Below are 23,573 nucleotides of genomic sequence, written 5' to 3' on the forward strand. Positions count from 1 at the left end.
CCTTTAGTTAGATATGGCTAACTATCTTTTAAAAAATAAAAGGCTTTTTCTGCCTTCTATTTTCCTTTTCACGGGTTAGTCTTATCTAACTTCAATGAGACTATATCATGAATCACTTACCACGTCAAGCAAATTTTGTTCATTTTTGCTTACTGAGTTTTTTTATCAGTAACATCATTTTCTATCTTTTGGGACGATAAATAATCTCATTCACCGTATACACCGTCACAAATGCCTTCGGATCTGTTTTTAATATATACGGCATGAGCTGTGCATATTCGTTTTTATCTACGATCGTGATAATTTCCGTCTTCGGCTCATTGTCAAACGCGCCGAATCCCTGATAGATCGTCGCGCCGCTGTGAAGCGTATGCAGGATAAACTGGCGTATCTCTTCTTCTTTTTCCGAGATAATGCAAACTCTCTTTTTCAGATTCAGACCGAAAATAAAATGATCCAGCACAATTCCGTTTAAGTATGTACCCAGAATGCCCAGCACCACCAGTTTTTTATCGCTGAAAAACACGGATGAGAGCGCCACACACATGCCTGGAAGCGCCATCGCTTTTCCCAGCTCCATATGGAAATATTTGTTTAAGAGCTTTGCCACGATGTCCAGACCGCCCGACGAGGCATTCATCCAGAACAAAAGAGCCAGACCAACGCTGACAACAAAGATATAGCAGACCGTATCCATCATCGCATCCTGCTTGATCGACACAAAATCCGGAAAAACCTGCTCAAACACCCACAGAAAAACCGGCAGAATCAGTGACGTATACACCGTCTTGACGCCGAACTCGCGTCCGATAAAGAGAAAGCCCACCACCAGAAGCGCCGCATTTAAAATAAAGGTCAGCACTGAAATCGGCAGCGGTATCACATTTCCCAAAAGCATCGCCAGACCGGAAATACTTCCCACCGATACACCGCTCGGAATCAGAAAGAAATAGACGGCTGCCGCCACGACAAAGGTCGCCGCTGTGATCATTGTGTACTCCCCGATTACGCGCATGGACTTTTTTGCCATAACTTAAAACCTCCTCATATTACAATTTCGCGCGAGCGCGCATCATTGGCACGTTAGCGCCTTTTTGTGTAATAGAGACTTCCAAGGGATTTCCCATTACACAAAAAGACACATCGCGTCTGCAATGTGTCTTCGTAATGAGGCATCGGGGATTCGAACCCCGGACAACTTGATTAAAAGTCAAGTGCTCTACCGACTGAGCTAATACCCCATATTTAACTGGGCTAGTTGGATTCGGACCAACGAATGCAGGAGTCAAAGTCCTGTGCCTTACCGCTTGGCGATAGCCCATCAGCAAAAGATCCTTTTAAAAGGAAGGTGGATATAGGGATTCGAACCCTAGGCCTCCAGAGCCACAATCTGGCGCGCTAACCAACTGCGCTATATCCACCATAGGAATCTGTCGAAACAGATTCGACGAGCCTGAAGGGATTCGAACCCCCGACCCACGGCTTAGAAGGCCGTTGCTCTATCCAGCTGAGCTACAGACTCATATTCATTTTGCGATTCTGACCGCTTTATCCGGCACTGTAACCTTTCCCGCACCTGACCTTTCAGCCAACTGCTTGTCTGTCTCATCGACAGCAAAGATAGTATATAACATTTGAAAAAGAATGTCAACAGGAAATTTCATATTTTTTAAAATAATTTCAAAAATTCATTTCTTTTGACTTTCCCCCTATTTTTCCACCTCTTCCTGCTCGTATGACAGGAAGTCCGCCAGAAATCCCTTTTCCCGCAGCGCTGCCTCGATCTCGTCGAGAATCTCCTCCTGATCGGCAGCCACGTGATGGAAATGATAGCCCGATGTCACGTTTAAAAGCGGCGTGGAACGCCCAGTCCGGATATTTTCCACAAATGCCTCAACATCGCGGCGGCTGCGGATATTTAACGGCGCCGATACCTTTCCATAGATGCGGTGGTTGACCATGACATCCAGCACCTCGCCGCCCAGATCAACAATCGTATTCAGCTCTTCGCGCGTCTGCTCGGTCGTATGGCACATTTTAAAGAGGCGTTCCGTCTGGTGCGGCACCTCCAGCACATAACCGCGGGCAGTCGCAAGGACAGGGTGTCCCTCGGTACGCAGAAGCGCGATATCCTGCACCACCACCTGACGGCTCACGCCGACTGCCCGCCCCAGCGCCCCGCCGGAAAGCGGTGTGGATGACTGTCCCAGCATTTCCAGTATTTTCTTTCTCCGCTGTACTCCTGTCATCGTTGTTTCCATCCTGTTTTCCCTGTCCTTTCTTAGTTTTTAAATTTTTATAATGCCCGCAGATGTTTGAGGCTCAGATCCAGAATTGGTGCCGAGTGCGTCAGCGCGCCGCTGGACACATAATCTACGCCTAATTTCGTGATCGTTGCGATATTTTCCTTCGTCATATTTCCGGAACACTCCGTCTCGGCGCGTCCGTCGATGATGCGGATCGCCTCCGCCATCTCGTCCGGGGTCATATTGTCCAGCATGATAATATCAGCGCCCGCTTCCACTGCCTCGCGCACCATATCGAGATTTTCCGTCTCCACCTCGATCTTGCGGACAAACGGGGCATATTTCTTCGCCGCCTCAACCGCCGCCTTAACTCCGCCGGCTGCGTCGATATGGTTATCCTTGAGCATCACGCCGTCCGATAAGTTGTAACGGTGGTTGCTGCCGCCGCCAACCTTGACCGCATATTTTTCAAATACACGCATACACGGGGTCGTCTTGCGCGTATCTAAAAGCGTCGTCTTCGTTCCTTCTAAAAGCTTCGCCACCTGATTCGTATAGGTCGCAATGCCGCTCATCCGCTGTAAATAGTTGAGCGCCGTCCGCTCGCCGGAAAGAAGCACCCGGATGTCGCCGGTGATCACGCCTAAAAACTGCCCTTTTGTGACGGTATCCCCGTCTTTTACCTCAAATTTTGTCTCGGTCGCCTCGTCCAGAAGTTTAAACACGCGCTCAAACACCTGTAAACCGGCGATAATACCGTCTGCCTTGGCTAAGAGTTGTACCTCGCCCTTGCGGTATTCCGGCATGACCGCGTTCGTCGAAACGTCCTCACTGTTGATATCTTCCTTTAACGCCATGCGGATATACTCATCCGCAACAAGCTGCATCGTAATTGGATTCATACTCTTCGTCCTCCCGTCCGGCGATCTTGCCTGCCGCTCTCTCTGCAAATACAAGGCTTTCCAGCAGACTGTTGCTGGCAAGCCGGTTCTTTCCGTGTACGCCGTTGCAGCTCGTCTCACCAACCGCATACAGGTGGTCCATCGTCGTCTCGGAGAAATGATCGACATAGATACCGCCCATAAAATAATGCTGCGCCGGTACGACCGGAGCCGGTTCCTTCGTGATATCGTAGCCCTCTTTTAAGCACTCCTCATAAATGTGCGGAAAATGGTTCCGGATCGTCTCCTCCGGAACTGCCTTAAACGACAGCCATACATGATCGCTGCCTTCTTTTTCCATCTCCTTCTCGATCGCCTGCGTCACCACATCACGCGGCAGAAGCTCATCGACAAAGCGCTCGCCCTTTCCATTTAACAGAACTGCCCCCTCGCCGCGGGTCGATTCTGAAATCAGGAAGCTGCGTCCCGGCTTCTTGCTGTACAGGCTGGTCGGATGAATCTGGACATAATCGAGATGCTCCAGACGCACGCCGTGTTTCTTTGCCACATCCAGTCCATCGCCCGTCAGGCTCGGGAAGTTCGTCGAATGCTTGTAAAGCCCGCCGATGCCGCCGGTCGCCAGAACCGTGTCTTTCGCATGGAGCTTTAAAATATCGCCGGCTGCATTCTTTGCCAGAATACCGGTGCAGATACCATTTTCAACCAAAATATCTGTCATAACGGTATATTCCCGAATTTCTACATTCGGAAGTTCTTTTACACGCGTCTGCAGGGTCGTCGTGATCTCTTTTCCCGTGATGTCCTCATGGAAACAGATACGCGGCTGCGAATGCGCGCCCTCCTTTGTATATTTTAAACTGCCATCTGGATTTTTGTCAAACCCTACGCCTAATTTCAGCAGATTATTTATCACATCCCGGCTGGAACGGATCATGATATCCACACTCTCCTTGCGGTTCTCGTAGTGTCCCGCGCGCATCGTGTCCTCAAAATACGCATCATAATCCGTCTCATCCCGCAGCACGCAGATACCTCCCTGCGCCAGCATGGAATCACAGCTCTCTATATCTTCCTTGCAAATCATTAAGATCCGGTCTTCCGACGGCAGGTTTAAAGCGGTGTACAGACCGCCTACGCCACACCCGACGATGACCACATCATAATTTTCCTCCCAGACCATTTTGTTGCCTTCCTTTCTATACCATACGTTTGCACTTATCTTTTTATCCTGCAGATAGTTCAGCCTTCAAATCGCAAAATACTATCTGCCACTCTATGCTCCTATCGCAAACAGAGTTCTCTTTCAATCCAAAACTTCATTTGTGCATCCGCACCAGTATAGCACATATTTTTTCATGTGACAAGACATATGTAATGATATTTTGGGCGATTCTGCAAAAAACATATTACTATTCACGCATACGTGCCCAGTAACCAAAAAACTCCAGTTTCATTGACAGTCCACCATAAATCCATTAAAATACCTACTATAATAAGGTTTTTGCCGAATTAAATTTAAACATATGAAGAGAAGGTATTTTCATGAAAATCAATCACGTACACGCAGTCTATTTCAGCCCGACCGGCAACGCGAAAAAGGTTGTTACCACGCTGGCGCAGGCCATCGCGGATACACTCGGCGTCCCGATGGATTCCTATGATTTCACGCTGCCGGAAAGCCGCGAAAAAGTTCATACATATGGGGCAGACGATCTGCTCGTCATCGGCACCCCGGTCTACGCGGGACGCATCCCGAACAAGATGCTCCCATTTGTACAGACCCATTTTGAGGGAAATGGCGCGCTCGCCGTTCCGGTGGCTGTCTTCGGAAACCGCAACTTCGACAATGGGCTCATCGAGCTTCGCAATGAATTAGAGGCGCACGGTTTCCACACCATTGCGGGTGCCGGTATCCCGACCGAGCACGTATTCAGCGACAAGCTGGCAACCGGACGTCCAGATGCAGATGATCTCGCACAGATCCATGCATTCGGCATCAAAGCAGCTGAAAAGATCACTTCCCTGACCGAAATCCCAGCTCCGATTGCCGTGCGCGGCGATGATCCGGTCGGACCATATTACACACCGCTCGGCACCGACGGAAAACCGGCTGTCTTCCTGAAAGCCAAACCAGTTACTGATCTGGAAAAATGTACCGGATGCGGCATCTGTGCAACAGTCTGTCCGATGGGTTCTATCCCGGCGGATGCACCGGACACCTGTACCGGTATCTGCATCAAGTGCCAGGACTGCATCAAAGCCTGCCCAGCTGGCGCCAAATACTTCGACAACGAGGCTTTTCTGTCCCACGTTGCGATGCTGGAGCAGAACTATACACGCAGAAGTGAGGCGGAGTATTTTATCTAAAGCTAGCCACATTCCAGCATAGTTTTAGGGCGGCACCATTTTACCGGTGCCGCCCTATCAACCTGCTTTTATGACCGTGGAGTCTTTATTTTTCTATGTCTCGTTCTATTCCTCTGTCTTTTTTCTTCCTGTCATTAATACATAGGCTGCTGCCATCATTCCGACTGTAAGTGCAGTCATCGGCACATTCATCTGATCCTCTCCAGTCTTCGGAAGTCCCTCTTCCGGTACGACCGGCTGAGGTTCTGGTTCAACCGGTGTAACCGGTTCGGTCGGTTCTGCTGCCGGACCAGACGCGGTTGTGGTCGAAGACTTTTTACTGCCAGAACCACTTCCACCGCCGTGACCACCATGACCTCCACCGCCATTATGATCCGGGGTCGGATCTGGTGTTGGAGTTGGATTATCGCCTCCGCTCATGGCATTGACAAATTTTACAACTGCTGTTTCTCCACCAGCGATTGTTCCTACATCTCCTGTTTTCGTCACGGTATAGCCTTCATTTCCGCTCTCTTCCACCGTGTAAGCAGTTCCCTCCGGAAGACCGGCTGCTGACTTGCTCTCGCCGTGCTTTAATGTAAATGTTGCTACATTATCGACAAATTCCATATCGCCATAATTTCCGTTCAATGCAGTGCCGCCCTGCAAGGTTACTTTAAACGTGAACGCTTTTTCCTTGTCTCCGCTTCCGGTGACCTCTTTGGAAACCGTCAGGCTGCCGTACCGGATTGGTGCATTGGTCAGTGTAATGTGATAGGTTTTGTTTTCCTTGTCATATTCTGTACTGGAACTTCCCTTCCATCCTTCCAGCGTTTCTTCTTCCACAATATAGTGACAATCTTCCACCTCTCCATTCGAAACGCATTTTGACGGAAGATCCTCAAACGACGCCGACCAGTTATTCTCCGCATTTAGTTCTGCGTGACTGTCGAGCTTCACTTTTTCACCGCTCGTATCGCCTACGCGGTAGAGATCCACGTACACGTGGTCTGGATGAGTTTCTTCGGTCCATTTTTTGGTTACTTCTACCGCCACATCTGCATATTCCATACCAATCACGACTGGACTGTTCGTTGCAATACCGCCGCCACGCTTGGAAACATTGTCACTGATAACAAGCTGCGCCTCCGAAGACGCCAATTTCTGGTGCTCCTCACTCAACTCTCCATGTAAACCAAATGACTTATTTGTATTGGTATAAATAGCCGGATCCGCTTCTGGATTTCCAGCCTGATAGCGATTTTCCGCCTCATCAGAATACCATCTGATCACACCGCCGCCCAGAGAACGACCGGAAACAGAAATGTGGGTAGTTGCGCTCGGCGGGTTGCTCTGAATCGAGAACTTATCCGGTGTATCGGTTCCTTCATAGCGGATCTCATCTCCTGATGCTTCATAAGAATAGGAAATGCCGCCTGTCTTCCCAGTTGCCTTATTTCCATAAAAAGCGCCGCCCAAAGTTGAATAAACCTCTGTCTCAGAGGTCGGGCACGCCCAGATTCCTGCACCACGCGATGCCCGATTTCCTGTTATCAGAACATTCGTAAGATGAAGCGTTGGATTCTCGTGATTCGTGTAATCAATTCCGCCGCCAAAGCCAGACGATCTATTTTCACTGATCAAACCACTGATTAAATTCACCTGGCTGTTCTTATCCATATTCAGCTTCATACCGCCGCCACGCTGACCCGCTTCATTCTTAGCAATGGTATTTCCTTCCAATGTCAGAACACAATCAGCCGCTCCAAGTACCCACAGCCCGGCGCCATTTCCCATGCTGCCATTTTCTGTAATGACATTGTTCTTCAATGTAACTGTTTTCGATATACGGCTGTAAATCGCACCGCCATCGCCGCCTCTGGCTGCCATCTCTGTAATCCGATGGTTATAAGCATGTGAATTCCGAATCCGGTTGCCTGTCAATTCTGCCGTCTGCACCGCATCCAGATGGATTGCTCCACCATAATCCTTAGATGTATTAGAGAAGAAATAATTTTCATTCAGTGTCACCGTTCCGCGATCTGCAAAAAGCGCACCGCCGCCAAACCAATACTGTCCAGTCGTTCCTGTCATATCAATCGCGCTGTTATAAAACAAATTACACTTCTCCATTTTAACCGCTGCCTGAGAAGTATAGACAGCACCTCCGCTCTGGGCGAAATTTCCCTGTCCACTATATTCTTTGTAATTATTATCTTCTCTTGTAAAATAACCGAAATTACATTTCTCTGCTTCCAGCGTACCTCCATTCATCAAAACAGCGCCGCCGTTTCCAGATAACGCCTGAAAACCTGCCAGAATCGTATTCCTCAGAATGACTGTTCCGCCGTTTGCCTCGATCGCACGGTTATCTGCACCCTTGCCGCTTCCGCCAAGCAGACCATTCAAAACCGTAAAGGTTCCCGATTCCGCAACCGCAAATGCACTGATTGTCTGTTTTGCTTTTGCTTCCGGAACTATTTTTACTTTTACTACTTTTCCATTCAAATCAAGTGTAAGAGCTTTATCAACTGAAACAGCATTTGACAGTCCACAGTTTTTCAGCACCTTCACCGTATCCCTATCATCTGCTGCCGCGAACGCAGCTTCCAGCGTATCATACGCTGCCCCATTTACCTCTGCCACACCGGCAGCTGCCTCGTTTAAAGCCAGCAGAATAGAAAATTCGTTGACGCCAAAGGTCAGTTTTGCTGTTTTTTCACTGTCCTCTGTGCTATCCTGGATTTCAACCTCAGAAAGTTCTGTGATGACATCCTCATGGATATGCAGGATTTTTGTCTCTTCCAGATTTTCTCCTGTCTCACTTTCAACTGCATTCTTTTTAAACTGAATGCTGACCTTGACTTCTTCGGATGGCTCGACTTCCTCTCCTGCCTCGTTTACAAATTTCACATCAAAGGCTGTAAAGGAATCCGCGCGGTATCCTTCTTCATGGATCTGATCGCTCAATGTCTGATGTTCTTCGCTTCCGTCCTTGATCTCTTCTGCTTTCAGCTTTACTTTTTCTTCAAACGCACCCGCCGGTACCGTCAGGGTAAGTACAGCAGAATCTGTATTGACCGTGTAGACCGCATCATCCACACTGCCGGAAAGTCCCAGCTCTGCAGCGGTCGTCACGAATGCAGTAGCTGCCGTATTTTTAAGAAGAACGCTCTCATATGTCTCGCCCTCTAGCCGCTCTGCTCCGTCTTCTATCTCGACTTCCGTCTCCGCATCCGGCTGGTCGGCTGTATTCGTTTCTTTCTCCGATGTCTCATCTTCCGTCTGTATCTCGCTCGCCGTCGCCGGTGCCGCTGTCAGAAACATCTTAAAATGATCCGATCGCGATACCTGCGCCACGTCCCCTGCTTCGCTGCCTGCAGAATCATTCTTTTCATTTTCTGAGCCCGAATCTGCATCCGGCTGACTGTCCTTTTCTTCTGGGGTACCTGTTTTTCCCGCATCACCCGCACCCGAGCCTGCTTCCTGACTCTTTTCCGGCTCGTTTGCCGGGTTCTCTGCTTCTGCCCCGTTTTCTGCTTTATTCGCCGGATTTTCCGCCTCTGAACCTTTTTCCGGTTCACTTGCCGGGTTCTCTAACTTGTCCACCTTTTCCGGAGTTTCCACCGGATTCTCTTTTTCTGGTTCCTGCGAATCTGTCTCTTTTACATTTTCTTTCTTCTCAGACTCTCCAGCCGTTTTATTTGATTTTTCTTCCGCACCATTCGAAATGGAAACTCCCGTTTCTTCGCTTGCTTCCATTTCTTCATCCTGGATCTGCTTCTTTAACTCTTTAGATGAGAGAATCGAAACTTTTCCGCTTCGTTTTCCATCTACCTCTATCTGCCCATATTCTTTCTCAGAAGAACGATTTAACAGCAGAAATAAAATTTCTTCCTCGCCCGTGATCGTATAATGATCCAGATCCTCTTTTTCATCCAGTCTCGCATAGACCTTTAAATTTACCTTTCCGTCCGGTGCTTTCACATCCGGATGCAATTCAAAGAGGGAACCATCTTCCTGAAACAGTGTCTCATACGCTTCTGATTCTTCTCCCTCAAAGGTTAGGGCATCTTCCTTGACCGGTTTTCCTTTCACCGCTTTTAATAGTACCTCACTCAGCTCTTCCTGATCCAGGACAAAATTCTGATTTTCTTCTTCCGCCTCATTCTTTTCCAACAGCGGAGCCGTTGCTGCCAGCGCCGTCGTACTTCCAATACTGGTACTGATCATACTGGTGCACAAACAGACCGACAAAAGACGCTTCATCTGCTTCATTTCTTTATGAAACAAATGATGCCTCTGTTTCCGGCTCCTCCCCTTTGTCTCTAACTTCTTCATATTCTTACCTCCTGTTATAGATCTATTTCCCATTCTATTCTGCCGCCTCATACGCATATAGAATTGTCCGGGCATTGTTAAATTCATAGCTGCATGTCACAAATGAATACAAACGCACGATCGTCCCCTCGACCGGCGCGGACGCGCTCGCGCCCGCTGTCATCTGCTGAATATATGACGCAAATTCTTCTCCCGATGCAAACTCCGTTTTCCGGCGGATCGCATCCGGCGATGTGCAGACAGCCGCCAGGGCTTTTAAATGAATCTCCCGCTCCGGCGTATAAAGAACGATTTCTGAATGCTGATCGAAATAGCCCTGATCCTTGTATCTGGAAATGTCCTTAAACATACTTCCATTCTTCATGTGATGGCCGTACAGCACATTATGCAGGGACGAAAAATCTGCCTGATCGGCATAGTCCAGAAAAATCGTGCCCGCCGTGCTCTTCTGCCCGTTCAGGTCACGGTGCAGGTAATAATCATTGTCCTTCCCCTGAACCACCGGATAATTGATCTGTGTTCCCGGAATCTGAATCCAGGCAACGACGTCCGGATTCTGGGAATCCAGCACTGCGAAATCAATTGCTGACACATATTCTGTCTCCTTTATTGCATCCGTCTCATCTATCTCATTTTCCACTTCTGGCACTTTTTTCTCCGGCATTGTTTCTCCTGTCGTCCCTGCTTCCGACATTCCCACAACCTGAGCGGTCAGCTCTTCATGCGCCTTCTCCTGACGCATTTCATCCCATTTATGCATTGCCACCCCCGCTGTACCGAACGCCAGACAGATGACAGCTATCACAGCCGCTGCTTTCCGTGTCCACTTTTGCATCGTTCCCTCCATCTTTGCCCGTGAAACGTTCTGCGCCTTTATTTGTTAAGCAAATTATATATTTTTATAAATGATGTATTAATTTGCATACAAAACGAAACAGATAACAGCATAGTTTTAGGACAGCGCCATTATTTCTGGCGCCGCCCTAAAAACCTGCTCTTATAACCGGGCAATTTTTATTTTTCTATGTCTCGTCTTACTCTTCCGTCTTTTTTCTGCCCGTCATTAATACATAAGCTGCTGCCATCATTCCAATTGCCAGCAGAGCCATCGGCACATCCATCCGATCCGTATCCCCGGTCTTCGGAAGTCCTTCTGCCGGTACAACCGGCTGAGGTTCTGGTACAACCGGCGTAACCGGTTCCGTCGGCTGTGCTGCCGGTCCCGACGCGGTTGTGGTCGAAGACTTTTTACTGCCAGAACTACTTCCGCCGCCGTGACCGCCGTGGCTTCCGCCTCCGTTATTGCCTGGATTCGGGGTCGGGTTAGGATCAGGTCCCGGTTCCTGGCTTCCATGTTCTACCACATATGATACGGTCGGCTTCGGGAATTCTTCTGGCCGATACTCATTTCCACGGCTGTCTACCGGATACAGGACCGCCTCCTGATTGGTATAGAGCCCTTCATAGTGCTGGCTGCCGTCCCGGTCATATTTTCCATAGGTTCCATCCGCCGTCTTTGGGTTTATCAGTTTTACGGTATAGGTCAGCTGCACCGGTGCAAAGTTTGAAACTGGTTCATTTATATACCAGGTAAACATCTCTGTCTCTGCCTTATTTCCCGCGTCATATACCACTTTAAAACGATAATTCTGCGGTCCCGGTTCTCCGTCTCCAAAATACCAAGTGTTGCCCTCCTGATACATAGAAAGCGCTTTTCCCCCTACTGTCAGCTGGTCTAAGTGATCGAAATCAAAGTTATAATCCTCTTTCACATAGCCCATATAATCTTTCACAACAGAACCTTTATCAACGGCATACAAAATATCATTTTCTATACTTTCAAATGAAACCTGCTTTCCATTCGCGAGGTACCGCATGAAACTCATTCCCCACTCATAGTTACTTGCCGTTCCGGGCGGCGTAATCGGCATCGCATAGCAGTGATATCCTTCCGAAGCTGCCTGTGCGTACGCCTCGTATGAAAGATATAATGCCTTATCGATCGAATTCACATAATTTCCTGCTTCCTCCACCGGTGTAATAAGCGATGCATCCGGTTCCGTTCCATATGGATAGTCGTGTGTATCCTTCTGCTCTGAAAGTCTGGCTCCTATGTCGGTCAGCCATGCATTCCAGTCCGTCGGTGCCTGATTATTTCCATACTTGGATTTCCAGTTATCCGGTCCTGCAAAATGTTTCGGAGAATCTGCCATAAATCCCCAGGCAACCGCCGTCGGATTCTCATTAAACATATAGGTAATACCATCACTGACAACTACCAGTGTCTTGCGTTCATCTGCCACTCCTGTATCCTGGTCTAACATTGATTTACCTGCTAAAATACCTGCGTGAAGATTGGTTCCACTCTTAATTTCCTGACAAATGGCTGCTTCAATCGCCTCATATTGGGTCTCCAGATCCATAAATCCATCCGTATGCGCTTCCTTGTTAAAGAGCACTACTCCCACTTTGACCTTTGCTCCCTTTTCCTGCACTTCTTTCTTGAGGTTCTGAAGCATTTCCAATGCCTGCTCTTTCAGTCCCATGCTGGTTGATTTATCTAAGACAAGCACCACATCACTTACCAGCTGCTCCTCCGCTGACGGCAAGGACAAAGCCACTTGAGACTTAAAATTTTCATCCAGCTGTTCCGCTGTCTTCGATTTAGAAGTTCCTCCCTCTGGAATCGTCGGAAGTTCTCCTCCCGGAATCGTATATGATACAGTCGGTTTCGAAAATACTTCCGTTTTTCCTTTTTCCTGATCGCTTCCAACCGGATGCAGCACTGCTTTCTGGTTCGTATAAAGTCCATCATACTCTTCGCTTCCGTCTTCATCGTACCGTCCATACGATTCTCCTGGATTGTTCTTCGGATTTACCAGTTTTACCGTATAGGTCAGCTGCACCGGTTCATTATTTTTTACCGCCTCATTCATCGTCCAGATGAAATGTTCTCCTCCTTCCTTATCCGACGGATCGTATTCCACCTTAAAACGATATTGAGCTGCATTCACGTCTTCATTTCCAAAATAAACGGTATTTCCATCTTTCCATTTAGAAAGCTCCCTGCCGCCAACAGTCAGACGGTCGATGCTCTTTAAGTCAAAATTGTAGTCATCCTTGACCCAACCCATATAATCTTCCACAGTCGAGTCCCGATCGACGGCATAAAGGATATCATTTTTGATATCTTCAAAACTTACCGTTTTTCCGTCTGCCAGATATTTCACAAAGCTCGGTCCCCATGGATAGCTTTCACCAGCAGATGAACCAATCGGCATCGCATAGCAGTGATACTGTTCCTTCGCCGCTTCCAGATATGCCTCATAGGAAAGATAGAGCGCTTTATCAACGCTATTGGCATATTTTTTTCCTTCATCAGGTGGGGTACATGGCGTTAAATCTCCTGGCTCATATGAATGGTCAAATTCATCGCCCTGTGCATCCATCTGCGCTTTGATTGTACCCAGGCGCTCGTTCCACTCATCCTCCGATAATGCTTTATTATTCCCATATTTAAGAATCCAGTTATCCGGTCCCGCCCAGGAATGTTCTGAACCATCATTCTCAAATCCCCAGGCAACCGCCGTCGGTTTTTCCCCAAAAATATAGGTAATGCCATCGCTTAAAAGCACCAGGCTCTTTCTTCCTGCTGCCACCTGCGTATCCTCATCCAGCATTTTCTTGCCTGCAAGGATTCCAGCCGAAAGATTCGTTCCGCTGCTAATATTCTCACGGATCGCTGCCGCAATCGCATCATACTGGGTTCCCAAATCCATAAAGTCAGACTTGTGCGCTTCTTTATTGAAAATAACGACTCCAACCTTTACTTTTGCGCCATTTTCCTTTGCCTGCGCCTGCAGCTCCTTAAGCATCTCTAACGCCTCATTTTCCAGCTGCACGCTGGTAGATTTATCCAGCACAAACACAATGTCATTTTCCAGTTTTTCCTCCGCTGACGGAAGGGAAAGTGTTACCTGGGATTCAAAATTTTCGTCCAGATTGGTAGCTTTTTTAGACTTCGAAATCTGCCAGTGTGGAATTTCTTCCACTTCCACTGCCGACAAAACAGCTACGTCTGTCAGACCAAGCTCCATCGCGGAAGTTACAAATGCGGCTGCGGATGCATTCTTAATGCCTACCGTTTCATATGAATCCCCCAGAATGCGTTCGAAATTGTCTTCTTCTGCTTCGTCGCCTACAATCGCCTTATTTTTTTCGTTTTCATCGTTCTCGTTCTCTTCTTCTTTTGCATCAGACGGAGATGCCATTGCAGCTGAAGTCAAAAACATCGAAAAATGAGCCGAACGTGATACCTGAACTGAACCTTCGTCCTGGGCGCTGTCATTTTCTGAATCCGATGTATCTGCATCGGATGTATCTGTTTCGAACGCATCCATGTCTGCTTTTTCATTCTCGTTCTCAGAATCCGGTTCCGATAAATCTTTCTTGTCATCCGCTGCTTCCGATTCTTCTTTTATTTGATTGTTACCTGTATCTGAAGCATTTTCCTGCTCCTTTACATCGTCCTCCAGAGCCGTATCCTCTTCTGTGATATCTTCACTTCCTGCCGGAACTGCACTTTCCGGTTCTTTTACCTCATTTTCTATCTCGGTCGGAACCGCTTCCTCTGTCTCCAGCTCAACCTGCTTTTTTACTTCACCAAATGGCGCAACCGTCATCCATGCGCTGGCTCTTCCATCCACCAGAATCCGTCCGGTGCGCTCTTTTGAAGAAGAATTGGTCATCAGGAAAATAATTTCTTCATTTCCGCTGATCGTATACTGATCCATGTCCTCTTCATCCTCTAAGCGGGCATACATTTTCAAAGTAAGCCGGTCGTTTTTCTTCTCGAAATCTGGATGCAGTTCATATAGATTTCCTTCTTCAAACAGTCCCTCGTAGGTTTCTGCCTCATCGCCGGAAAACGTAAATGCATCCTCTTTTACTGTCTTTCCTTTTTTAGCAGCATCCCGGATTGCCTGCCTGAGGACTTCTTTTTCCAATGAAAATTCCTGTCTTTCATCCCCTCCTTCGGATGTGGCAGCTGCAAATGCGGCTGTATTTGCCACGCTTGTGCTCAACATACTGCTGCACAAAAGCACTGACATGAAACGCCTTGACTGACGCCCAAACCAGCCTTGACTGTAACTTTTCCCCTTTTTCTTCGTTTTTTTCATTCTTTTTGCCTCCCGTCTTATCATCAACACAGGTCCCCTTATGCGGATTTAAATACCTCCATTCTGCACCGCTTTCACGCCATGTTCCCGCAAAAATGGCTCGTACAATTCCTCTTCTGCTTTTTTCCGCGCTGCCACCGCATCCTCAAGGTTTACGAAGGTTCCAAGGTTGTACACTTTTCCCTGAAAGCCGATCGCTGCCCGCCACCGGGAATTTTCCCGCTGGTAGACGCCTCGATAGCCGCTTGTATTGTTTGCCGTATTTTTCTGGTTGGCGATTCGTTCCAGGCAGGTTCCGCCTACAAAATGAATCGCTTTTTTCATGTTTTTCTTTCGTGTCTCCGCCTGCAGGCACCCACAGCTCTTGGTTTTTCCCGCGCACAGGCTTTCTTTGGATGCCTCAATCAGGCGTCCGCAGCTACAGACACATTTCCAATATTCACCTGTCCGGTTGGAATTATCCGCCTCTTCAAGCACTTTCAAACGTCCGAACTGACGACCTGTCAGATCGATCCGCCGACTGGACGGAAGTTCCTTCCGATAGCACCCGCAGCTTTTCGTATGCCCTGTTTTCAGATGGGACTCCTCCACGGTTTTTTCTTTCCCGCAGTCACACCGGCACAGCCAGTAATGGCGGCGGCTTTTTTCTGCCTGTTTTATCTCCCGGCAGACGGTCAGGCGTCCATACCGGCGCCCCGTCAGATCTTCTCTCACATACTCCACCTCCCCGGCTGACATAATGGGAATTATGTCATATCCACCTGTTTTGTTTTTTCTTTAATTTGCAAGGTTTTTGTCGGATTTTGGATAAAATATCTGTACTTTCAAGTACTGTTTTTTAACGTCTTTGTAGGTTGAAATTTTTTCTCAGAAGTGATAAACTTGATAATAAAATCATATATTTAGATATGTATGCAGATTTTTTTCATTTCATGACATAATTCCCATTATGTTTTTCGTCAATTTTCCCTATCAATCAACAAACCTAATTCCAGCTGTCTGCGGCACGCTTCACGGCTGCTGATGATCGTATAACGTCTTGTCGTTTCCACGCTGCTGTGACCCAGATAGTCTGCCAGACGGACCAGATCGTGATCGCGCTCATAAAATATCTTGGCAAACAGATGGCGCAGATTGTGCGGATATACCTTGCTCGGAAGAACACCCGCTTCGGTGCAGACGGATTTCATGTCCGCCCACACATTCTGTCTGCGGACTGCCTGCCCGTTTTTTGTGACAAAGATGCTGCCTCTCACAATCCGCTGCTTCTGGCAGTACTGCGTCAGATACAGCATCAGCGACTGCGGCAGCAGGATCACCCGCTGTTTTCCCTTACAGTCGATCACTACTTCCCCCTGTGCCAGCGATTCCGCTGTAATATATGAAAGCTCGCTGATTCGTATGCCCGTGCTCGCGATCGTCTGCAATATCGCACAGAGGCGTTCATCGCCGCGCTCCCGCGCCGCCTTAACTAACTTTTGATAATCGCTGCGCGTCATTTCCTGTCTCTCATCACAGAAAATCCGCTTCTGCACCCGGAACGTGCGGACACAGTATTCCTGTCTTCCGATAAAATGAAAGTAGCTGTTCAGAGACTCAAGCATCGAATTGGCGCTGGACGTTTTATAATGAGCTTGCAGATATTCCTTAAAAGATATAATTGTATTTTTATCCCAGTCTTCATCAGCAAACATCAAAAACTTTCTCACGTCCCTGCAGTATTTTTCGATCGTGTGGCTGCTTTTTTCCTGTTCTCTCAAATAATCCCTAAATCGTTCCAATTCATTTTGTGTTTCCTGTTTCAATGTATTTCCTCTCTTTCTCACGAAACTTTCTCGCGGATTTGTTTTTTTCGCAGCTGTTTTTTCTTTCACAACTGTGACCACTTTTCTATTTTCTGAAAAGTAATCTTATAGTATACGCACCGGAAACAGAAATCTCGCAAAAAAAACATTTTTGCTCTTTTAATCGGATTTTTGCAGAACCAGACATCACTGCGCCCGAAATTTTTTCACATGGACTCTCTTTGATCTTCACAATAAAAACAGGACAGCCGCTCCCATATTGCTCGGAACAGCTGCCCTGTTTTTTCATATATTTTCTTTTATATTCATTTTACTCGTCCGCCCGGATCGCCCAGCGCATCTTCGTCGAGCGGGCACGCGGGTTCTGTACGCACTCCTGCGCGGACGGGCGCACCACATCTTTGGAATATTCTTTATAGATACCGGCGCGATATCCCTCTTTGAGCGCCGCTTTCACCAGTTTATCCTCTCCGGAATGGAAGGTCAGGATCGCTGCCCGTCCGCCCGGTCGAAGCGCATTTGGAAGCTTCTCCATAAACTCATAGAGTACTTCAAATTCCTGGTTTACATCGATCCGGAGCGCCTGGAAAACACGCTGACAGGTCTTCTTGACTGTCTCCTTTTTCTCCTTTTCCGGAAGGAAATCCAATGTTTTTTCAATGATTTCACGGAGTTTCGTGGTCGTATCGATCCGATTTCCACGGCGGATCTCATCCGTGATCGCTTTTGCCAGCTCCTCGCAGTACGGTTCGTCTGAATTTTCGTACAGCATGCCCGCCAGCTCCTCACGCTCGATCGTGTCAAGGCGCTCGGCGGCGCTGATGCCTTTTTCCTGATTCAGGCGCAGGTCCAGCGGTCCATCTACCTTGAACGAAAAGCCTCGCTTCGGATTGTCAATCTGCATCGAAGACACGCCCAGATCGGCTAAAATAAAATCAAAACCACCCGCTTCTTTGGCAATCTCATCGATTGTACAGAAGTTCTGGAGACGGATTGAAAGCATGTCCTCGCCATAGCCCGCTTCTTCCAGGCGTTTCCGCGTCTTGGCGGATTCCTCCGGATCAACATCGGTCGCATACATATGTCCCTGCCCTTTCAGGCAGGCCAGCATTGCCTTCGTATGTCCGCCGTATCCTAGCGTCGCATCAAATCCGACCTGCCCCGGCTGGATCTGCAAAAAGTCCAGAATCTCCTGCACCATAATGGAAATATGCATGCCCGCTGGTGTATTTCCCTTCTGAATCACGTGCTGGATCGTGTCCTGATACTTCTCCGGCTGCAGCTCTTTATATTTTTCTTCAAATTTCTTTGGATATTTTCCTTTATATCTGACACGCCGTTTGTGTGGTGTCTGATTTTCCTGATCCATAAAAGCCTCCCATATCTGCTTAGATTTTCCATTGATTTTCCCATCTGTCAAATCGAAAATCATATTGGTTCAAGCATATATGGAAGGCGTTCAAATGTCAATTCTTTCTTGATTTTTCCAGATAAAACGCAGCATCATAGGTATACAATAAAGGCGTTTTGGTTGAAATGTTTCTCCGGGCAGATGTTTGCAGATGAGCCATCAAATCTTTCTGTATATAAAATACTCATTCTCCCCAATGTCTGACGCTCCTGCCTGCCCGGATACTCCTTTTCAACGTGCATAGTATGACAAATTGTGTGGTGTTTTGCATCGGCTGGATACTTGACACGGCATCCCGCTTTCAATAAAATGATTATATACCGTACATTGATGTACGATACAATCCCTTTTTAGCTAATTTATATAATTTTTACTTATTTTTCATGTAATTATACACAACTATGAGTGTAAAAAATTGCACCAGAATCCTACATGACAAATATACATGATTGCACATCTTATGGATATCTAACAGGAGGTTTTATGACGCACGATAAAAAACGGCTGCTCTCGATCGGCGAGGCAGCCAAAGCGTTGGAAGTGACCCGGCGCATGATTTTAAATTATGAAGACAAGGGTCTTATTCTGCCGGATCAGAGAGACGGTATCAATGGAAACCGTTACTATACAGCAGACACCGTCTCGCGCATCCGGAGCATCCGCATTCTGCAGAATCTCGGTCTGTCGCTGGATGATATCTATGCCTATTATCACGGCACGACGGATCTGGAGCCGCTGATCACTCGTCTGGAAGATCTGCGTGACGAGATCAGCCGGAATATTGAGAAATTAAAAGAACATTCAAAAGGGCACAATGACTTTGAAATCCGACAGATAGAACTTCCCGCCCAGACCGTTTACTGCCAGGATCTGCATTCGACAGAACTTGAAGACAAGAAAGAGCAATTACGTGGCGTCTTCATCAAGGCGATCCGTCAATATGGTTCTGACACCACCCAGCATATGTTTTTCACCGAATACAACCTTTCGAATCCGGGCGATTTTACCTGCTGCATCGCCGTCCCGCCGGAAAGCCGGGGTGAACATCTCGTCACCCTGCCCTGCCAGAAAGCGCTCTGTATCTTTTATCACGGTGCCTATGAAGGTCTTCCTGTAATTGTGAAGCATCTTTGTGCGTATGCAAACAAATATCAGATTCCATTAAAGGGCACCGCCCGCCACCTCTATCTGGAGGGACCGCCCCAGCACAAAAATCCTGAGAATTTTCTGACGCAGGTAGCGGTTCTGATGGCGGATGATACCCTTTAACCAAAACTTATTTCTCTAATTTTATTATTTTAATTCCTCTGGGCGCAGCACGCATTGACCCACTCTATAAAGTTATCGGCCGCGGCAGCCCGCATGGACATAAACAAAGCCCTGATCCGTATAATCCGTAAAACTCCGGTACTCCGTCAGATCCTCCTGCGCCGCATATCCCGGCGTATTGACTGGAAATACGATCGGCTCCGAACGTGCCTATCTGTATCCAGAATCACTGCCTTACACTTCAATCGCCCCAAACCGGAACGAATACAGGTAGCGCTCCGCCACCCTTTTTCCTGTCATCTGTTCTAGTGCGCGGGTATAGTAGCGCACCTGTGCCTCATAGCGGCGGATCAGAATGTCTGAATTTTCCACATAATCTGTCTTATAATCCACCAGAACCAGCTTGCCATCCTCCTCAAAAAAGGCGTCGATGATACCCTGTATCAGAATCCGCTCATCCGAATCCCAGTCGCCCATTTCGCGCGCCGGAATACCGATGACGAACTGTTTTTCCCGGTACAGTTTCCCGGCTGCTGCCGCTCTCTGCATGCGTTTTCCCAATGAACTGGCTGTCAGTTTTGCCAGATCTGAGCCGCGCACCAACGCCGCCGCCTCGGCATCCATCCGCCCCTCAGCCGCCAGCTTCGCCGGAAATGCATTTAACTCCTGTCTCGACATTGCCCGCTCAAACGGCAACAACTGCAACACACGGTGGTACGCTGTACCGCGCGTCGCGCCGCCTTTTTCTTCCTGCTCCTTCTCCATAAACACTGGCAGCGTCGGCAGAAATACCATCTCCTCCTCTTCTTCCTCCATGCCCTTTTTCTTGAGTTCAGAAACGGACATCTTGGTGTTGAGACTCAGATCGTCCAGGTATGGGTACTGGAAATGGTAGTTGCTGCTGATAATCGATTCTATTTGCCTGATATTTTCGAGCCGATTTTGCGTGTTTGGATGATTCTCGTCATTCGACAAATGGCTGTCCTCCCCCGCCAGCCACCGCAGCCACTCTCTCGATAACGTCTGGCGTATCTGCGTGCCGATCTCACGGTCGATCTGGTCGGAAAGCGTTTCCATCTGATATGAAATCCACGGATTTTTTTCCGGAATACTCATCAAAATCCAATCCAGATACGAGGAAGCCAGCGTCAGAATCGTATACGGAATCGCCCCGTGTTCGGTTGCCACTGCGCTCCACTTCGCAATCCGATCCTCCAATTTCCGGGAGGACGCCGTCAGAATCAGTTTTTCCTTCGCACGCGTCAGCGCCACGTAAAGAACACGCAGTTCCTCGCCCAGCGCCTCCAGTTCCATCCGGCGTTTCATCACATTTTTCTTGAGCGTCGGTCCCTTGATGCGCTTCTCGCTGTCCAGATAGTCGGTTCCGATTCCCAGATCCGCGTCGATCAGAAGTTTCCCCCGCGTATCCTGCTTGTTAAAATTTTTTCCCATTCCAGCCACAAACACGATCGGAAATTCCAGTCCCTTGCTCTTATGGATACTCATGATCCGCACCACCGTTCCCTCGGAATCCGCCACCGGCGCCTCGCCAAAATCTGTGTTATATTTTTTCAATTTTTCAATATACCGGATAAAATGGAACACGCCCCGGTAGCTCGTCGCCTCATAGGCTGCCGCTTTCTCCACCAGCATATCCAGATTGCCGCGCCGTCCCGCCCCGCCCGGAAGCGCCGATACATAGCGATAATAGCCCGTTTTGTCGTAAATCCGGTAGAGGAGCTCGTGCATCGGCAGGTAAACAGCTTCCTGGCGGAATGTATCCAGAAGAGTAAAGAGTTTTTGGAGTTTTCGGCGCAGGTTATTCTTTTGAATTAATTTATTTTTTTGAAAACGAAACACATCCGCGATCGACGACTCGTCACTTTCGTCATTCGACTTCACCGGTCCATCCTCGTTCATATACTCCACAACCGCCCGGTAAAGCCCTGCATCCCGCGACCGGTCAACGCCCGCCTTATGTTCCGCCACAATCCACGCCATCTCCTCATCAGAAACGCCGCCAAACGGCGATTTGAGCACCGACGCCAGGGGAATGTCCTGCATCGGATTGTCGATGACTGCCAAAAGATTCAGCACCGTCTCGACTTCCAGCGTATTAAAATATCCCGTCCGAGACTCTGCGACCGCCGGAATCCCCTGCGTCGCCAGCACCTCGATAAATTCTTCCGCCCATCCGCTGACGCTTCGAAGCAGAATCACAATATCCCCGTACTGCGCCCGACGGTAAGCGCCAAGCTCCTTATCCCAGATCGTGATCCCCCGTTCTTTATCCGTCATCTCACGGATCTTTCCGGCGATCATGCGCGCTTCCAGCTCTCTGGCGGTGTAATCGGCTGCCTCATCATCTAACTCGGGGGATTCCGTCTCTTTCTGCGGCTGCACCGACAAATCCACCAGCAAAAGCTCCGTCTTTAACTCATCCAGGCCATCCCGCTCTTCAAAGGCTGCGCCCGGATGCAGTGCCGCATCTTCCGTATAGGATATATTTCCCAGCTTTTCCGTCATGATACGGTAAAAAATCGCATTGATCGATTCCAGTATGTGATCCCGGCTTCGAAAGTTCTGGTGAAGCTCGATCTTCTGGTGCGCGCTCTCCTCCGACGTGTATGTGCTGTATTTTTCCAGAAATAATTCCGGTCTCGCCAGGCGGAATTTATAGATACTCTGCTTGACATCGCCCACCATAAACACATTCGGGCGGTCAAAACGTTCACCGCTGATGCACTGGATCAGCGTCTCCTGAACCAGGTTGCTGTCCTGGTACTCGTCCACCAGAATTTCGTCGTACTGCACGGCGAGCTCATCCGCGACTGTGCCTGGTACGCGCACTGTCCAGGCATTTTTCCCTTGCATCTGATCGGTTTCTTCTGCACTTGAAGTTTCCTCCGCCTCGGAACATTCTGATTCCGGTTCTGTCAGAATCTCCAGCGCAAAATGTTCCAGATCATGAAAATCCACCACATTTTTCTCTTTCTTCTTCGCCCTAAACCGCCGTCCAAATTCCTGCGCCAGCTCCAAAAGTTCCAAAATCCGCTCTTTTCCGGCTTCCATATCCGTAAGCATCTGCTCCGGGGAGGCAAACAGGTACTCTCCTTTTAACTTTTCAACTGCTTTTTTGACCCGACCGCGGCAGTCGGAAACAAGCGCCTTTTTCTCCGGATCGACCTCCCCGTTTTTGCCGCGGATCGCCGCCAGACGCGAAAACGTAAATTGTTCCAATGCCTCCGAGATCGTTTCAAACGAACCGGCTGCCCCGCAGACTGCCTCCGCATGGCGCAGATCTTCCTCGATCATCGGCAGGTACGGCATCGGTCCTCCCGTCTCCTGGCAGATCTCCCACGCCTCCCGAAGCTGTATTTCCCACTCCTGCGCCTGCAATGCAATATCACGCCAAAGGAACTGCATCCACTCCGTCTGCTCCAGCTCTCCCTGTTCGGTCAGGAGCAGCTCCTCACGGCATTTTTCATACCACGCATCCGGCCACGGGTTACTCTGGGCGAAATTGTAGACCTGCATCACATACTCGGCAATTCCACCGTCCGCCTTGCCCGTCGCATACGCGTCCACAAACTCCTCATACCGTTTCCCGCCGTCGCGGTAATAATCTTCCAGCAGCCCATCCATCACATCAGCGCGCATCAGAAGCATTTCGCCCTCATCGCCGACCCGGAATGCCGGATCGATGTCCAGCCGGTCAAAATGTTCCCGCATGACATGCAGGCAGAAGCTGTCGATCGTCGTGATCTGGGCAAACTGAACCAGAACTGCCTGCTGCTGGAGATGTTCATTTTCCGGCTCCGATTCCAGTTTTTTTTCAATCGCCGCCTGGATCCGCTCCCGCATCTCCGCCGCTGCCGCCCGGGTAAAAGTCATGACAAGCAGGCGGTCTATGTCCTTCGGGTTCTCTCCCTCCGTGATCATCTGGATGATCCGCTCAACCAGCACCGCGGTCTTGCCGCTTCCGGCCGCTGCCGACACCAGGAGGCTTTTCTCCCGCCCCTCAATTACCTGCTTCTGTTCCCTGGTCCAATTTACTGCCATTTCTCGCCCTT

The 23,573-nt window shown here is 48.7% G+C and carries 13 protein-coding genes and 4 tRNA genes; 2 read left to right on the forward strand and 15 right to left on the reverse strand.

From position 1 onward, the window contains the following. Window positions 1–181: 181 nt before the first annotated feature. From C7U56_RS04490 to C7U56_RS04525, 8 genes are all read right to left on the reverse strand, one after another. Window positions 182–1,030 carry a YitT family protein gene (locus C7U56_RS04490; RefSeq protein WP_107000311.1) on the reverse strand — a complete coding sequence of 283 codons (849 nt, stop codon included), beginning with the start codon at window positions 1,028–1,030 and terminating at the stop codon, window positions 182–184. Window positions 1,031–1,168: 138 nt separating this feature from the next. Beyond that, window positions 1,169–1,241 (reverse strand) — tRNA-Lys (locus tag C7U56_RS04495). 8 nt (window positions 1,242–1,249) lie between these two features. Beyond that, window positions 1,250–1,321 (reverse strand) — tRNA-Gln (locus C7U56_RS04500). A gap of 26 nt (window positions 1,322–1,347) precedes the next feature. After that, a tRNA-His gene (locus tag C7U56_RS04505) sits at window positions 1,348–1,421 on the reverse strand. A gap of 27 nt (window positions 1,422–1,448) precedes the next feature. Beyond that, a tRNA-Arg gene (locus C7U56_RS04510) sits at window positions 1,449–1,522 on the reverse strand. A gap of 187 nt (window positions 1,523–1,709) precedes the next feature. Continuing rightward, window positions 1,710–2,249, reverse strand: a complete 540-nt coding sequence (locus tag C7U56_RS04515; protein WP_333489813.1) for a transcription repressor NadR — start codon at window positions 2,247–2,249, stop codon at window positions 1,710–1,712. A 47-nt stretch (window positions 2,250–2,296) separates the two neighbouring features. Continuing rightward, window positions 2,297–3,148: a carboxylating nicotinate-nucleotide diphosphorylase gene (nadC, locus tag C7U56_RS04520; protein WP_107000312.1), complete on the reverse strand. Its 852-nt coding sequence runs from the start codon at window positions 3,146–3,148 to the stop codon at window positions 2,297–2,299. Next, window positions 3,114–4,328, reverse strand: coding sequence for an L-aspartate oxidase (locus tag C7U56_RS04525; protein WP_107000313.1), 1,215 nt, complete (start codon window positions 4,326–4,328; stop codon window positions 3,114–3,116). The genes nadC and C7U56_RS04525 overlap by 35 nt, the downstream gene beginning before the upstream one ends. Window positions 4,329–4,690: 362 nt before the next feature. Between C7U56_RS04525 and C7U56_RS04530 the strand changes: the two genes are divergently transcribed. Then, window positions 4,691–5,515, forward strand: coding sequence for an EFR1 family ferrodoxin (locus C7U56_RS04530; RefSeq protein WP_107000314.1), 825 nt, complete (start codon window positions 4,691–4,693; stop codon window positions 5,513–5,515). A gap of 105 nt (window positions 5,516–5,620) precedes the next feature. On the opposite strand, the gene C7U56_RS04535 is transcribed toward C7U56_RS04530, so the two are convergent. The 6 genes from C7U56_RS04535 to rsmH all read right to left on the reverse strand — a co-directional run bounded on the left by C7U56_RS04535 (window position 5,621) and on the right by rsmH (window position 18,189). Continuing rightward, window positions 5,621–9,835 (reverse strand): DUF7601 domain-containing protein, encoded by a 4,215-nt coding sequence (locus C7U56_RS04535; protein ID WP_181357165.1) that lies wholly within the window; start codon window positions 9,833–9,835, stop codon window positions 5,621–5,623. A gap of 34 nt (window positions 9,836–9,869) precedes the next feature. Beyond that, complete coding sequence (srtB, locus tag C7U56_RS04540; RefSeq protein ID WP_181357166.1) at window positions 9,870–10,670, reverse strand: class B sortase; 801 nt, start codon at window positions 10,668–10,670, stop codon at window positions 9,870–9,872. A 199-nt stretch (window positions 10,671–10,869) separates the two neighbouring features. Then, window positions 10,870–15,015 (reverse strand): vWA domain-containing protein, encoded by a 4,146-nt coding sequence (locus tag C7U56_RS04545; RefSeq protein WP_181357167.1) that lies wholly within the window; start codon window positions 15,013–15,015, stop codon window positions 10,870–10,872. 48 nt (window positions 15,016–15,063) lie between these two features. Next, window positions 15,064–15,729 (reverse strand): AP2/ERF family transcription factor, encoded by a 666-nt coding sequence (locus C7U56_RS04550; protein WP_118524622.1) that lies wholly within the window; start codon window positions 15,727–15,729, stop codon window positions 15,064–15,066. 245 nt (window positions 15,730–15,974) lie between these two features. After that, window positions 15,975–16,820, reverse strand: a complete 846-nt coding sequence (locus C7U56_RS04555) for a tyrosine-type recombinase/integrase (RefSeq protein ID WP_107000452.1) — start codon at window positions 16,818–16,820, stop codon at window positions 15,975–15,977. A gap of 310 nt (window positions 16,821–17,130) precedes the next feature. Then, window positions 17,131–18,189 (reverse strand): 16S rRNA (cytosine(1402)-N(4))-methyltransferase RsmH, encoded by a 1,059-nt coding sequence (rsmH, locus tag C7U56_RS04565; protein ID WP_107000320.1) that lies wholly within the window; start codon window positions 18,187–18,189, stop codon window positions 17,131–17,133. A 525-nt stretch (window positions 18,190–18,714) separates the two neighbouring features. Here rsmH and C7U56_RS04570 point away from each other — a divergent pair. Then, complete coding sequence (locus tag C7U56_RS04570) at window positions 18,715–19,500, forward strand: MerR family transcriptional regulator (RefSeq protein WP_181357168.1); 786 nt, start codon at window positions 18,715–18,717, stop codon at window positions 19,498–19,500. A gap of 234 nt (window positions 19,501–19,734) precedes the next feature. Here C7U56_RS04570 and addA read toward each other — a convergent pair whose 3' ends face one another. Continuing rightward, entirely contained in the window at window positions 19,735–23,562 is a 3,828-nt protein-coding gene (gene addA / locus C7U56_RS04575; RefSeq protein ID WP_107000322.1) for a helicase-exonuclease AddAB subunit AddA, read from the reverse strand. Between the last annotated feature and the right edge of the window lie 11 nt (window positions 23,563–23,573).

Source organism: Clostridium fessum, assembly GCF_003024715.1.
Lineage (GTDB): Bacteria > Bacillota > Clostridia > Lachnospirales > Lachnospiraceae > Otoolea > Otoolea fessa.